Here is a 12,075-nt window from a genome sequence, read left to right as displayed (position 1 = left end):
TCCGCCGATGGTGACCGCCCGGCGACGACGCCGTCCAAGACGGATCGGACAGTCGGCGATAAGCGGCGCTTATGATGGCGGCATGGTGGAGACACCGGGCGCCTGGTCGGACCTGCGCCGGCTGCGCTCCTTCGCGGTGCTCGCCGAGGAGTTGCACTTCACCCGCGCGGCCGCCCGGCTGCACATCGCCCAGCCCGCGCTGAGCCAGCAGATCCGGGCGCTGGAACGCCAGCTCGGCGCGCCGCTCGTGCACCGCACCAGCCGGGGCTGCACGCTGACCGAGGTCGGGGCCCGGGTCGCCGACGAGGCGGCGCGGCTGCTCGCCGAGGTGGACGCCGCGACCGCCCGCATCCGCGACCTGGTGCGTGGCCGGGGCGGCCGGCTGCGGCTGGCGTACACCCGGTCGGCGCGCGGCGGCCGGGTCGACGCGCTGATCGCCCGGTTCCGGGCCGCCCACCCCGGCGTGGAGGTGGTCTCCGAGACGGCCTGGACCGCGCCGAACGTGGCCGGCCTGCTCGCCGGCCGGCTGGACGCGGCGTTCGTCCGCCCGCCGGTGGACGAACCGGCGCTGGCGTGCCGCACGGTCGACACCGAGGAGGTGCTGCTGGCGCTGCCGGCGGGCCACCCGCTCGCCGCCGCTCGCCGCCGGATCGGCCGGGCCGAGGTGGTCGACCTGCCGGCGGTGATGTGGCCCCGGGAGAACGGGCCGGGCATGTTCGACCGGACCATCGCCCAGGTGTGGCCGCGCGGCGGATTCCGGCTGGTGCGGCAGGAGCCGGACGACGAGCAGTTGCTGCGCGCGGTGGCGCAGGGCGACGTGGTCGCGGCCGTGCCGGCCGGCCGGGCCCGGGCGTTGCGACTGCCCGGCGTACGGCTGCGCCGGTTCACCGCGCCGACGCCCACCGTGGACGTCGGGCTGGCCTGGCCGGTCGACAGCACCAACCCGGCGCTGCACGCGCTGCTCGCCCTGCTCGACTGAACCTCAGCCCGTCCGGCCGACCCGGTCGACCACGGCGACGGCGAGCGTCGCCGACGTGCCGGCGCCCCCGCCGACGCCGAGGAACGCGTACGTCTTCGGGTCGAAGACCAGGACCAGCGGGGCCGGGTTGGCGCCGCCCGGTGACGGCCAGCTGATGCCTACTCCCGACCGTCCCGCGCCGTCGGTGGCGCGCTCGACGACCGTCAGACCCGGTGTGGTGGCGGCGGCCTCGAAGAGAGCGGCCCGGGACGGCGGCCGCAGGTACTCACCGAGCAGGTACAGCACGTCCTTGCCGGCGGCGTTGGAGTCGCCCGCCTCGCCACTGCCGATCTTGTTCAGGTAGGCCCGCATGCCGGCGGCGTCGGTGGGCAGGTCGGCGTGGTAGGCGGGCTCGGGGACGCACCGCTCGGTCACACCGGGCACCACCTGTCCGCCCTTCACCGCCGCGGCCCGGCCGTCGCGGCATCCGGGCAGCACGAACTGCTGGCGGCCGGCGGCCGGATACTCGACGACCAGCCCGTCCCGGGTCCCGTCCACCGAGCGCCAACTCTCCCGCAGGTCCCGGCCCTCCCGCGACCGGGTGTAGACGAACTGGTCGGGCCGGGGTTCGACGTCCGGCAGCCGCAGCGCGGTGGCCGCCGCGCCGCGCAGGATCCGGGCCGGATCGGCCTGTGCGGGCGAGGTGCTGCCGCCGGTCCGGTCCGGGGCCAGTACCAGCACCGCCGCCAGCGACGCCGCCACGCCCGCCGTGGCCACCCCGGTGAACACCATCCGCCGGGCCGGCCTCCGCGCCCGGCGAACCGCCCCCGTGCCGGCCGCCGTCGTCGTCATCGCCGCCTCCAGCCGGGTACGCGCGGCGCTTAGCCGATCCTCCGTGGGCAGCCCGGTCTCCTCGCCCAGCCGCTGGAGCACTCGCATCTCATCCATTGCTCACTACCTCCTCGATGGTGTCGGACGACTCGCCGTCGAGCCGCTCCCGCAGCAGCCGGCGGGCCCGGTGCAGGCGGGACCGCACGGTGCCGACCGGGATGGCCAGCGCGGTGGCGACCTCGTCGTAGCTCAGGTCCTCCCAGGCGACGAGCAGCAGCACGTCGCGGTCCCCCTCGGCGAGCACGGCCAGCGCGTCGAGGAGTTGGCGGCGCAGCGACCGGGCGGTCACCGCGGTGGCGACCCGGTCGGCCGGGGACGCCTCGGGCGTCTCCGGGGCGTACGCCTGCCGCAGCCGGTACTCGCGTTCCTCGGTCCGCCGCTGCTGCGCGACGACGTTGGTGGCGATGCCGTACAGCCACGGCCGCGCGTTCGGACGGTCGGTGTCGAACCGCTCCCGGCGACGGAACGCCGCGAGGAACGTCTCCGCCACGAGGTCGTCGGCGGCCGACGCGCCGAGGCGGCGGGCCAGGTAGCGGTGGATGTGCGGCGCGTGCCGGTCGAAGATCACGGCGAAGGTCTCCGGCTCCCGCACGGAGCGGGCGATGACCGCCGCGTCCGTCATGGCGCCGACGTCGGGCGTCTCCGCCTGTCTCAGTCTTCTCATGCGCGGCCTCTCGCGGAGGGGGACGTGTCACCTGTTCTCCGCTGCGCGCGCCCGCCGAGTTCACGCACCGCCCACCCCGCCGGGGAACCGACGGTCGTCCGGGTGGGCGCCGGGTCGCTACCCGGCGACCGGCGCGGGCGCCGCCGGCTCGTCCCGGTCCGCCCCGGTCCGCCCCGCGAAGAGCAGCAGGTACGCGGTCAGCTCCACCGCCACGGTGAGCGCCGCCACCGGCTGCGGCATCGCCGACGTGGGCGTGATGGCGTGCCAGGCGAACAGCGCCGTCCCGTCGCCGGCGGAGTACGGCAGTGGCACCGCCATGATGCTCGCGTCCATCAGTGGCAGCGCGACCAGCGCCAGCACCGCCGCGCCGGCTGAGGCGAGCCGGCGGCCCCGCCCGGCCAGCAGCGCGGCCAACGCCAGTGCGCTCACCGCGAGGGCCAGCGCCGGCAGCACCGCGAGCACCACCGCGCTCGCCACGTCCGTCAGGTCGAGACCGCCCGGGTACGGGTGGGCCTCGGCGGCCAGGTCGTGCCGGATGCCGACGACCCGGACGGCGGCGTAACCAATGATCGGCAGCGCCACCACCCCGGCGAACACCGCCGGTCGAGGTCGGAGCCGACCACGCCACCCGACCAGCAGGAGCACGGTCGCGGCCAGTGCCGCCCAGCCTGCGGTGAGGCCCGCCTCGAAGCCGGCAGTGACGTCGACGGGGTCGTTCCCGTCCACGACCCGCCAGCCGAAGTCCCCGCCGCCCGGCGCCGCCGGCATGGTGCGGATCGCGTCGACCAGCAACACCGCCAGCGCCGCCGGCACCGGCCAGCGCGGCGACGGCAGCCCGCCGGCCAGCGCGTACGCGAGAAGCAGGGCCAGGCTCAGCACCTCGGTGCCCCGCCACACCGGGTGGGCCACCAGGACCCCGGCGGCGTGCAGCGCGGCGCACGCCGCCGCGGCGGTCAGGAGCAGCGGGCGGCGAGGCACGCCGGAGATCCTGTCACGGCGCGCACGCCCGCTGTTGCCCCGCGCTCAGGTGCCGGCCGGCACCTGCTCCTTGACGTCGTCGTAGCCGACCTTGCCCGGCGCCTCGGCCGGCGTGTAGATCACCCGGATCACGCCGGTGGGGAACGCCTCCGTCGCGCTGACCCGCAGGTGGTAGGGGGCGTCGCCCTCGTCGAACAGCTTGCGGCCCTTGCGGGCGGCCACCGGGTGCACCAGCAGGCGCAGCTCGTCGACCAGCCCGGCGGCGAGCAACTGCTGCACCACCGAGATCGACCCGGGGATGATGATGCCCTTGACGCCCGGGTCGGCCTTGAGCGCCGCGACCGCGTCGACGAGGTCGCCCTGGACCAGTTCCGAGTTGCGCCAGGAGAACTCCAGCGGCTGCCGCGACACGACCACCTTGCGCATGTCGCCGAGCTGCTTGGCGAACGGCGCGTCCTCGCCGCCGGCGGCCTCCCGGTCGGGCCACGCGCCGGCGAAGCTCTCGTAGGTCGGGCGGGCGATGAGCAGGACGTCGGCGGTCGCGTAGTCCTCGGTGACCGCGCGGCCCATGTTGTCGTCGAAGTAGGGGAAGTGCCAGTCCGGGTCGATCTCGGCGACGCCGTCGGCCGAGATGAACAGCGTGGAGATGACCTTCGCCATCGCGGTGCTCCTTCACGTCAGGTGATGTCGACGGGTAGACCGCCGCAGCATGCCAAACTCATCGGACCGCGCGGGGGTTACCCGCCCCGACTGCGAGCTGGTCAGGAATCGAGAAGCGGGTGGCCCTGGTCGGGCCATAGCGTTCCTCCTGAGCGGGCGGCACCACGCCGGCCGCCGGTGACGAGGGGGAACCGAGATGAGCGAGGGCTTCAGCGCCGAGGAACGCGCCGCGATGAAGGAACGCGCCGCCGAGCTGCGCAACGAGGGGAAGAAGGGCGCGAAGAAGGCCGACGACCTGCAGGCGGTCCTCGACCGGATCGCGCAGATGGCGCCGGACGACCGGGAACTGGCCGAGCGCGTGCACGTGACGATCACCACCAACGCGCCGGAGCTGTCGCCGAAGACCTGGTACGGCATGCCCGCCTACGCGAACGCGGCCGGCAAGATCGTGGTCTTCTTCCAGGACTCGGGGAAGTTCAACTACCGCTACTCGACGGTGGGCTTCCAGGACGCGGCCAACCTCGACGACGGCGACATGTGGCCGGCGGCGTACGCCCTGCTGAGGTGGAGCCCCGAGGTGGAGAAGAAGCTGACGGAGCTCGTGCGGGCGGCGGTCTCCTGACCGGCACGCCGGTTTGCGCCCGGATGGCGCGGGTAGCCCTTCGATCGTCCCGGTCCGACTGGGACGAGTCGGCCGGCAATGCGTTCGTCCGGGGAGGCAACGAGTGCGAGCAATGGTCTACCGCGGCCCCTACCGGGTGCGCGTCGAGGAGAAGGACCGACCGGTGGTCGAGCATCCCAACGACGCCATCGTCCGGGTGACGCGGGCCGCGGTCTGCGGCTCCGACCTGCACCTCTACCACGGGATGATGCCCGACACCCGGGTCGGGATGACGTTCGGGCACGAGTTCGTGGGCGTGGTCGACGAGGTGGGACCGTCGGTGCGCAACGTCAAGCCCGGCGACCGGGTGATGGTGCCCTTCAACGTGTACTGCGGGTCGTGCTTCTTCTGCGCCCGGGGCCTCTACAGCAACTGTCACAACGTCAACCCGAACGCCACCGCGGTCGGCGGCATCTACGGCTACTCGCACACCTGCGGCGGCTACGACGGCGGCCAGGCCGAGTACGTCCGGGTGCCGTTCGCCGACGTCGGCCCGAGCCTGATCCCGGAGTGGATGGACGACGACGACGCGGTCCTGCTCACCGACGCGCTCGCCACCGGCTACTTCGGCGCGCAGCTCGGCGACATCGTCGAGGGCGACGTGGTGGTGGTCTTCGGCGCCGGGCCGGTGGGCCTCTACGCCGCCAGGTCGGCCTGGCTGATGGGCGCCGGTCGGGTCATCGTCATCGACCACCTCGACTACCGGCTGGAGAAGGCGGCGTCGTTCGCGCACGCCGAGACCTACAACTTCGCCGAGTACGACGACATCGTCGTGCACATGAAGAAGATCACCGACCATCTGGGCGCGGACGTGGCGATCGACGCCGTCGGCGCGGAGGCGGACGGCAACCTGCTCCAGCACGTCACCGCCGCGAAGTTGAAGTTGCAGGGCGGCTCCCCGGTCGCGCTCAACTGGGCGATCGACTCGGTCCGCAAGGGCGGCACGATCTCGGTGATGGGCGCGTACGGGCCGATGTTCAGCGCGGTCAAGTTCGGCGACGCGATGAACAAGGGGCTCACGCTGCGGATGAACCAGTGCCCGGTGAAGCGGCAGTGGCCGCGCCTGTTCGAGCACATCCGCAACGGCTACCTCAAGCCGAGCGACCTCGTGACCCACCGGATCCCGCTGGAGCACGTCGCCGAGGCGTACCACATCTTCTCCGCCAAGCTCGACGGCTGCATCAAGCCGCTGATCGTCCCGAACGCCGCCTGAGAGGACCGGGAGTCCGACCATGCCCTACACACCGGAGAAGCCGAAACTCGCCGAGTCCACCGACGAGCTGCGCGCCCGCATCCCCGGCTGGGGAGCCGACCTCGACCCCGCCGACCGACCCTCGGTGCCGAAGGAGCAGTTCGACCCGGATCTCAGCGGCGCGCACTGGCAGTTTCCCGAGCGGCAGCCGGAGAAGTGGCCGCGGGAGCGGTCGATCGAGCACAAGTTCCTCACCCCGGTCTTCGGCACCTCGTGCCCGCCGAAGGGCCTCTCCGGCGTGATCCGTCGCTACTCCTACCGGCGGTTCAGCGAGGGGCGCGCCGCGCACTGGCTGCTCCTGCTCGCCGCCGACCGGGTCGACACGGTGGAGAGCACGCTCGGGTCGTTGCTCACCCGCCGTCCGGACAACCCGGTGACCGAGACCGGGGTACGCAGCGAGTTCACCCACCACGGGCTCTCCTCGCGCCGGCGTGGCCACCGGGTCGACCGGGTGCACCATCCGCTCGACCCGGTCATCGTCGCCGCGCCCTGGGTGCTGGCGGGCGGTGTCGCGTACCTGATCCTGCGCCGCGCGATCCGGCGCTGATCGTAGGTGCGGCGGGCCGCGGCGGCGCGGCCCGCCTCACCGCTGCCAGGAGTCGAGGCCGCGGGCGGCGGCCCGGGCGAAGTCGTCGGCGAAGTCGGGGTTGTTGCTGCTGCCCTCCCAGCCCTGGTCGTGCACGACGGTGACCGCGCCGGCGACCTTGGACCACGGTGATCTGGCTGGTGGCGTCGCCCCCGACGGGGGTGCCGTCGAGGCCGGTCGCCGGTCGGGTCAGGGTCACCAGCAGGGCGTCGTCGCCCGCGCCGGTCAACGGCTGCGACCGGACGGTGACGGTGTTGCCCGCCTCGGAGAAGGAGCGGCAGGGCGTCAGCGCCGCGCGGACGCGGCGCAGGTAGTCCGCGGCGCCGGTGCCGGCGAACGCGAAGACGGTCTGGTGGAGCGTGCCGTAGGGGACGTTCTCCGGCGGGTCCTTCGGCGTCTTGTAGATGCTCATCATCGCGGCGGCCGCGGTGGACCGCCCGCCGGTGGCGAACTCCTCGGCGCACAGCTTCGGCAGGGCGTCGGCGACCTGCATCGGTTGCGGTGCGCTCTTGCGCAGTTCGGCGGGGAGGTCGACGAAGGCGGACTTCGGGATGGTCACGGGCCCGCCGGTCGACGGTGACGCCGACGGTGTGCCGGCGCTCGCCGGCGCCGTCGTCGGGCTCGTGGTCGCGCCCTGCCCCTGGTCGGTCCCGTCGCCGTCGGTGCACGCGCCGGCCAGCAACGCGGTGGCGAGCAACGGCAGCCCCAGCAGCCGCCAGGGGCGTCGAATCGGTCCGTTCACGTCGCTCTCCGTCCGGTCGTCCGAATCTACAAACAAATGCTTGCGCAAACGTACGCTTTCATTAAGATGACGGCATGCCCGATCTCGACCTCGCCTTCGCGGCGCTCGGCGACCCGGTCCGCCGGGCCCTGGTGACCCGCCTGGCCCACGGTGACGCCACCGTGGGCGAGCTGGCCGAGCCGTTCGACCTCACCCCGCAGGCGATCTCCCATCACGTCGGCGTCCTGCGGCGCTGCGGGCTGGTCGAGCAGCGACGCGAGGGCACCCGGCGCCCCTGCCGACTCCGCGCCGACCAGCTCGCGCTGGTCGGCACCTGGATCGACGAGCAGCGCCGCGCCTGGAACGACCGGCTCGACGCGCTCGATGCGCACCTTACCGACGACGAGGGCCCGCGGTGACCGCCCGCGCCGAGCTGCGCGGCGACGAACTGGTCGCCCGACGCCGCCTGAACGCCACGCCCGCACGGGTCTGGACCGCCTTCACCGCACCGGCGAGCATCGCCGCGTTCTGGGGCGGCTCGCACGCCACCGTGCCGCCCGGGTCGGTGACCGTCGACCTGCGCGCCGGTGGTGAGTTCGCGCTCGACACCCGCGCGCCGGACGGCGCGACCCGCCGGTTGCGCTTCGTCTACGTACGTGTCGACCCACCCCGCGAACTCGTGTTCGACGAACCGGTCACCGGGCTGCGCACCACGGTCACGCTGCGGCCCGCCGGCGACGGCACGGACCTCACCGTGCACCAGCGCCGGCTCCCGCCGGAGCTGCGCAGCACCCGGGCGGCCGACGGGCTCGCCTCGATCCTCGACGCCCTGGCCGCCCACCTGTCCCACGAAGGAGAGAACCATGCCGCGAGCGACCCAGCGTGACCTGGTCGGCGAATACTTCGCCGGCTTCCGGACCAGCGACCACCCGCGCGTCCTGGCCACCCTCGCCGACGACGTCGAGTGGGTCATCCACGGCCACCGGACCACCCGGGGCCGCACCGAGTTCGACGGCGAGATCGAGAACCCGGCCTTCTCCGGCAGCCCTCAGCTCGACGTCCAGCGGGTGCACGAGGACGGCCCGGTGGTCGTGGTCACCGGCGAGGGCCGTGGGGTCAGCGTCGAGCACGGACCGTTTCGGTTCGCCTTCAACGACCTGTTCACGTTCCGCGGCGGCCTCATCGCCCGCGTCGACTCCTACGTGGTCCCGCTGCCGTGAGCCGACCGGAGATCAGTGACAGGTGACGAGCACCTGGACGGCAAGGCAGCAGGAAGCCGTGAGCGCCAGCAGCACGGCGGCCGCCGCCCGCAGGGTGATCTCCACCGGGTGCCGGTGACGCCAGGCCACCGGCAGGGCCTGCTCCACCGCGACCGCCGCCAGCCAGCCGAGAAGCAGCAGCACGAACGCGAGGTCCAGGCGTTCGTCGCCGAAGGAGCTGGCGTTTCCGTTCCCGCCGTAGTTGGGACAGTCCCGAGGGTCGACGATCGGGCGCAGGATCAGCAGCGCCACCGCGATGACGGCGGCACCACCACCCAGCGCCCGGAACCCGCCGAACCGGGCCGGCCTCCCGGTGGGTGGAACGTCATGGGTCTCTTTGCTGCCCGTTGGCACCCACGGTGTTCCACTCACCGCCCGAACTCGGCGCGCACGAGATCGTCACGCTTCACGTCGAAGATCGTGGCACACGAGTGTCGTTTCCGTACAAGACAACGGCCCGCGCGGATTCCTAGCATTGCCCCATGCGTGATCTTGTGTACACGGGTTTCCTGTCGCTCGACGGCGTGGTCGACTCCCCCGGCGGCGGGCCGGGCGAGGAGCACCGCAGCGGCGGCTGGGTGGTCAAGGACATCGAGTTCGTCCCGGAGGCCTTCTCGCTCAAGGGCGACGAACTCGCGCAGACCACGGCGTTGCTGTTCGGCCGGCGCAGCTACCAGGCGTTCGCCCCGGTCTGGCGGGACTCGGCGGACCACGCCGCCTACCGGGAACTGCCGAAGTACGTGGTCTCGACCAGCCTGACCGAGGACGCCCTCGTCGACGGCTGGGGCCCGACGACGGTGCTGCGCTCGACCGACGACGTGGCCGCGCTCAAGCGGGGCGAGGGTGGCGCCATCTTCATCCACGGCAGCGCCGAGCTGGCCCGCCGATTGTCGGACGCCGGCCTGATCGACCGGTACCACCTGCTCGTCTTCCCGGTGCTGCTCGGGGCCGGGAAGAGCCTGTTCAGCACCGTCGACCGGGACAAGCAGGCGCTGCGGCTGCGGGAGTCCGAGGCCTACCCGAACGGGGTGCTGAAGCTGATCTACGACGTGGTCCGCTGACCCAGGTCGAGCGCGATCGCGCCGTGAGCGCCCGCGCGCAGTTGTCCCGCCGTGCGTCCGACGTACCGGCGCAGCGCGCGAGCCAGGTGCGGCTCGTCGACGTACGCGAGCCGGCCGACCACGTCGGCGACCGGGGCGCCGGTGGCCAGCAGCGCCGCGGCCTCGCGTACGCGTTCGATCTGTCGCACGGCGCCCCGGGTCAGCCCGGTCGCGGTGCGGAACCGGCGCTCCACGGTGCGCGCCGCCGCGTGCGGGCGGTGACCCCGGCGGACGTCGGTGACCAGCGGGTCGCGGACCACGGCGCCGGCCCGGACGAGGCGGTCGACCAGGGCCTCGGCGTCGTCCGGGCCGGGCGTCTCCCACCTGTCGCCGCCCAGTCGGAACGTCCGAGCGGTGGTGTCGGGCAGTTCGGCGCCGCGGTCGACCAAGGCCGGCGTGGGCAGGATCCGCAGCGACGTGCCCACCGCGAACTCGATGCCGACGAAGGCCGCGCCCTCCGGCACCGGCGCGACGGCCGCGCCGGTCTCGGGCCCGGAAACGCTCGCGTAGGGCTGTCCGTCGCGACGCCAGAACACCAGGCCCCAGCACGCCGTCGCCACCGAGGTCATCTCGGTGACCCGGTCGCTGGTGCAGGTCCACACCGTGTCCACCCATGCCGAGTCGGACGCGCGCGTGGTGAACCGCAGCTCCACGGCGAGAGGATACGTCGCTACCGGGTGGCGGATTCCCGCCCGCCGGGCAGGTCGGTGGACCCGTCGCGCGTGGGGTAGCCGAGAACCTCGGCGAGGTCGCCCGCCGCCGCCGTGTAGGCGGCGTAGATGTCGTCGTCGAAGTGGTTGCGCCAGTCGCCGGCCGCGCCCTTGCGGTAGTGCGAGATCCGGCCGGGCGCGTCGCCGCCCTTCTTCATCCTGGTGAAGCTGTAGCGGGCGAGCAGCGCCTCCAGTTCGGACGGCGGCAGTGTGATCCCGCAGTGCCGCAGCAGCCGGTCGACCTCCTCGGCCTGCCCTTCGCCGGTCAGGTCCTCGTAGCGGAACAGCCGGAACGTCTCCGACGGCGGGGCCACCGCCCACGACCTCATCTGCCCGAACTGCTTCTTGTCGCGGAGGCGCTCGATGACGTGGAGCATCCCCTCCTTCTTGGGCTTCTCCTGGAGCACCTTGCGCGCCTGCGGGATGTCGCCCATCGGGGCGTGCGAGTTGCGCAACGAGAAATAGCTCGACACCACGACGTCGCGCGGGTCGCGGATCACGAAGAACGCGCGGTACGTGCCGGCCTTCGGGACGGCCTCGAAGCGCTTGTGGGACAGGAAGATCGCCAGGCCGGTGCGGCCGGCCGGGACGGGCGCGGTCACCCCGCCCGAGTAGAAGCGCGGGTCGTAGGGCAGCAGGCCGGAGTGCCGGTAGACGGCCGGGTCGCTGAACAGCGCCTTGATCCACTGGCTGCCCGTCTTGCGTACGGTGCAGTGGAAGACGTTGTCGAATTCGTTGCGGGTGACCACCGGGACGGTGAGCCGCATTCGGGTGTTACGCGCTTCCATCTGCGCCCGCCTGGCCGCGACGCGGAAGGAATTCGGCGTGTTGTGTTTGGCAAATTCGACAGCGCGATCAATCATCGTGGAAGCCCTAACCGCGCCCTGCTGAGCAGGGGCAACGCCGACAGTTTCGCGCACGTCACGCAGGAGAAATCCGCAGACTCCGCCTGCTCCGCCCGCGCCCCGACGCGCGCTAGGAATATCCCCGACCGCCCAAATGATGTCAATCCCGGGGACCTGAGAATTCGCTGAAAATCTGCTATTTCTATAGGAATTCCGAGTAATGGGCGGCGCAGCTGACCGCCGTCGTCACACCCAGAAGGTGTCGTGGCGGAGGAAGAACTGGGTCCGCTCCTCCTCGCTCAACTCAGCCAGCTCGCGCAGCCCCTCGAAGTAGCCCTCCCGAGGGGCGCCCGGCGCGAAGTGCAGCAGCATCGACGCCGGGCGGCCGGACTCGTTGCGGAACGCGTGGACCCCGCCCTCGGGCACGTGCACGAAGTCGCCCGGTCCGGTGTCGAGCCAGTCGCGCCCGTCGTAGATGCGGATGGTGCCGCTGAGCACGAAGAACGACTCGGAGATGCTGCGATGGAAGTGCGGCGCCGGGCCGCTGGGCGTCGGCCCCATGTCCCAGCGGTAGAGCCCGAACTGGCCGTTGGTGGTGGCGCCGGTGGCCAGGTAGTGGGCCCCGCCGCCGGTGGCGTGGCGCAGGTCCGGCGCGGCGTCGGCCGGGCGGTAGGTCGCGCTGGTCTCACCGGTGGACCCGTGGTAGCGCGGCGGTGGGTAGGTCATCTGCGACTCCGTCTCCCGGTTCGCTCACCGAACGAGGTGAGACTAGCCAGGGCGTGCGACACGG

At 72.8% G+C, this 12,075-nt stretch carries 17 protein-coding genes; 8 read left to right on the top strand and 9 right to left on the bottom strand.

The genetic code is table 11. The annotated features are described in order from the left end of the window. Positions 1-82: 82 nt before the first annotated feature. Complete coding sequence (locus ACGFI2_RS23050; RefSeq protein WP_393520518.1) at positions 83-979, top strand: LysR family transcriptional regulator; 897 nt, start codon at positions 83-85, stop codon at positions 977-979. Positions 980-982: 3 nt separating this feature from the next. Here ACGFI2_RS23050 and ACGFI2_RS23045 read toward each other — a convergent pair whose 3' ends face one another. From ACGFI2_RS23045 to ACGFI2_RS23030, 4 genes are all read right to left on the bottom strand, one after another. Beyond that, complete coding sequence (locus tag ACGFI2_RS23045) at positions 983-1,906, bottom strand: CU044_5270 family protein (RefSeq protein ID WP_393520516.1); 924 nt, start codon at positions 1,904-1,906, stop codon at positions 983-985. Next, positions 1,899-2,513 (bottom strand): RNA polymerase sigma factor, encoded by a 615-nt coding sequence (locus ACGFI2_RS23040; RefSeq protein WP_393520514.1) that lies wholly within the window; start codon positions 2,511-2,513, stop codon positions 1,899-1,901. Before ACGFI2_RS23040 ends, ACGFI2_RS23045 begins: the two co-directional genes overlap by 8 nt. A gap of 117 nt (positions 2,514-2,630) precedes the next feature. Continuing rightward, the gene (locus ACGFI2_RS23035; RefSeq protein WP_393520512.1) at positions 2,631-3,491 is read right to left on the bottom strand and encodes a hypothetical protein; all 861 of its coding nucleotides are present in this window, start codon (positions 3,489-3,491) and stop codon (positions 2,631-2,633) included. A gap of 45 nt (positions 3,492-3,536) precedes the next feature. Continuing rightward, positions 3,537-4,151: a dihydrofolate reductase family protein gene (locus ACGFI2_RS23030; RefSeq protein ID WP_393520510.1), complete on the bottom strand. Its 615-nt coding sequence runs from the start codon at positions 4,149-4,151 to the stop codon at positions 3,537-3,539. 196 nt (positions 4,152-4,347) lie between these two features. Here ACGFI2_RS23030 and ACGFI2_RS23025 point away from each other — a divergent pair, with 196 nt between their 5' ends. The 3 genes from ACGFI2_RS23025 to ACGFI2_RS23015 all read left to right on the top strand — a co-directional run bounded on the left by ACGFI2_RS23025 (position 4,348) and on the right by ACGFI2_RS23015 (position 6,611). Then, entirely contained in the window at positions 4,348-4,773 is a 426-nt protein-coding gene (locus ACGFI2_RS23025; protein WP_393520508.1) for an iron chaperone, read from the top strand. A gap of 112 nt (positions 4,774-4,885) precedes the next feature. Then, on the top strand, positions 4,886-6,025 hold the full coding sequence (locus ACGFI2_RS23020) for a zinc-dependent alcohol dehydrogenase (protein ID WP_393520674.1): 1,140 nt from the start codon (positions 4,886-4,888) through the stop codon (positions 6,023-6,025). Between the two features lie 19 nt (positions 6,026-6,044). Next, the gene (locus ACGFI2_RS23015) at positions 6,045-6,611 is read left to right on the top strand and encodes a hypothetical protein (protein ID WP_393520506.1); all 567 of its coding nucleotides are present in this window, start codon (positions 6,045-6,047) and stop codon (positions 6,609-6,611) included. Here the strand turns inward: ACGFI2_RS23015 and ACGFI2_RS23010 are convergent. Beyond that, entirely contained in the window at positions 6,538-7,392 is an 855-nt protein-coding gene (locus ACGFI2_RS23010) for a hypothetical protein (RefSeq protein WP_393520504.1), read from the bottom strand. The genes ACGFI2_RS23015 and ACGFI2_RS23010 overlap by 74 nt on opposite strands. Positions 7,393-7,466: 74 nt before the next feature. Between ACGFI2_RS23010 and ACGFI2_RS23005 the strand changes: the two genes are divergently transcribed. The 3 genes from ACGFI2_RS23005 to ACGFI2_RS22995 are packed head-to-tail and all read left to right on the top strand — an operon-like array spanning position 7,467 to position 8,591. Next, entirely contained in the window at positions 7,467-7,790 is a 324-nt protein-coding gene (locus tag ACGFI2_RS23005; RefSeq protein WP_393520502.1) for an ArsR/SmtB family transcription factor, read from the top strand. Then, positions 7,787-8,257: an SRPBCC domain-containing protein gene (locus tag ACGFI2_RS23000; protein WP_393520500.1), complete on the top strand. Its 471-nt coding sequence runs from the start codon at positions 7,787-7,789 to the stop codon at positions 8,255-8,257. The genes ACGFI2_RS23005 and ACGFI2_RS23000 overlap by 4 nt, the downstream gene beginning before the upstream one ends. Further along, positions 8,235-8,591 carry a nuclear transport factor 2 family protein gene (locus tag ACGFI2_RS22995; protein ID WP_393520498.1) on the top strand — a complete coding sequence of 119 codons (357 nt, stop codon included), beginning with the start codon at positions 8,235-8,237 and terminating at the stop codon, positions 8,589-8,591. The genes ACGFI2_RS23000 and ACGFI2_RS22995 overlap by 23 nt, the downstream gene beginning before the upstream one ends. A gap of 12 nt (positions 8,592-8,603) precedes the next feature. Here the strand turns inward: ACGFI2_RS22995 and ACGFI2_RS22990 are convergent, their stop codons facing one another. Continuing rightward, positions 8,604-9,002 carry a hypothetical protein gene (locus ACGFI2_RS22990; protein ID WP_393520497.1) on the bottom strand — a complete coding sequence of 133 codons (399 nt, stop codon included), beginning with the start codon at positions 9,000-9,002 and terminating at the stop codon, positions 8,604-8,606. 110 nt (positions 9,003-9,112) lie between these two features. Here ACGFI2_RS22990 and ACGFI2_RS22985 point away from each other — a divergent pair, with 110 nt between their 5' ends. Then, positions 9,113-9,691 (top strand): dihydrofolate reductase family protein, encoded by a 579-nt coding sequence (locus ACGFI2_RS22985; RefSeq protein ID WP_393520495.1) that lies wholly within the window; start codon positions 9,113-9,115, stop codon positions 9,689-9,691. Here ACGFI2_RS22985 and ACGFI2_RS22980 read toward each other — a convergent pair. From ACGFI2_RS22980 to ACGFI2_RS22970, 3 genes are all read right to left on the bottom strand, one after another. Further along, positions 9,673-10,383 (bottom strand): helix-turn-helix domain-containing protein, encoded by a 711-nt coding sequence (locus tag ACGFI2_RS22980; RefSeq protein WP_393520493.1) that lies wholly within the window; start codon positions 10,381-10,383, stop codon positions 9,673-9,675. The two genes, ACGFI2_RS22985 and ACGFI2_RS22980, sit on opposite strands and share 19 nt — an antisense overlap. Positions 10,384-10,400: 17 nt before the next feature. Next, positions 10,401-11,303: a sulfotransferase domain-containing protein gene (locus tag ACGFI2_RS22975; protein ID WP_393520491.1), complete on the bottom strand. Its 903-nt coding sequence runs from the start codon at positions 11,301-11,303 to the stop codon at positions 10,401-10,403. Positions 11,304-11,531: 228 nt separating this feature from the next. Next, a complete protein-coding gene (locus tag ACGFI2_RS22970) occupies positions 11,532-12,011 on the bottom strand; it encodes a cupin domain-containing protein (RefSeq protein WP_393520489.1) in 480 nt (159 codons plus the stop codon). Positions 12,012-12,075: the final 64 nt, after the last annotated feature.

The sequence above is a fragment of the Micromonospora sp. NPDC049282 genome, assembly GCF_043197045.1.
Classification (GTDB): domain Bacteria; phylum Actinomycetota; class Actinomycetes; order Mycobacteriales; family Micromonosporaceae; genus Micromonospora.
Note: the sequence above shows the minus strand (reverse complement) of the source record. Positions and strands in the feature narration are given on the sequence as shown.

Coding starts and splice junctions, on each gene's coding strand:
- ACGFI2_RS23050 (WP_393520518.1), top strand. CDS start 83: ATGGTGGAGACACCGGGCGCCTGGTCGGACCTGCGCCGGCTGCGCTCC.
- ACGFI2_RS23045 (WP_393520516.1), bottom strand. CDS start 1,906: ATGGATGAGATGCGAGTGCTCCAGCGGCTGGGCGAGGAGACCGGGCTG.
- ACGFI2_RS23040 (WP_393520514.1), bottom strand. CDS start 2,513: ATGAGAAGACTGAGACAGGCGGAGACGCCCGACGTCGGCGCCATGACG.
- ACGFI2_RS23030 (WP_393520510.1), bottom strand. CDS start 4,151: ATGGCGAAGGTCATCTCCACGCTGTTCATCTCGGCCGACGGCGTCGCC.
- ACGFI2_RS23025 (WP_393520508.1), top strand. CDS start 4,348: ATGAGCGAGGGCTTCAGCGCCGAGGAACGCGCCGCGATGAAGGAACGC.
- ACGFI2_RS23020 (WP_393520674.1), top strand. CDS start 4,886: ATGGTCTACCGCGGCCCCTACCGGGTGCGCGTCGAGGAGAAGGACCGA.
- ACGFI2_RS23015 (WP_393520506.1), top strand. CDS start 6,045: ATGCCCTACACACCGGAGAAGCCGAAACTCGCCGAGTCCACCGACGAG.
- ACGFI2_RS23005 (WP_393520502.1), top strand. CDS start 7,467: ATGCCCGATCTCGACCTCGCCTTCGCGGCGCTCGGCGACCCGGTCCGC.
- ACGFI2_RS22995 (WP_393520498.1), top strand. CDS start 8,235: ATGCCGCGAGCGACCCAGCGTGACCTGGTCGGCGAATACTTCGCCGGC.
- ACGFI2_RS22985 (WP_393520495.1), top strand. CDS start 9,113: ATGCGTGATCTTGTGTACACGGGTTTCCTGTCGCTCGACGGCGTGGTC.
- ACGFI2_RS22975 (WP_393520491.1), bottom strand. CDS start 11,303: ATGATTGATCGCGCTGTCGAATTTGCCAAACACAACACGCCGAATTCC.
- ACGFI2_RS22970 (WP_393520489.1), bottom strand. CDS start 12,011: ATGACCTACCCACCGCCGCGCTACCACGGGTCCACCGGTGAGACCAGC.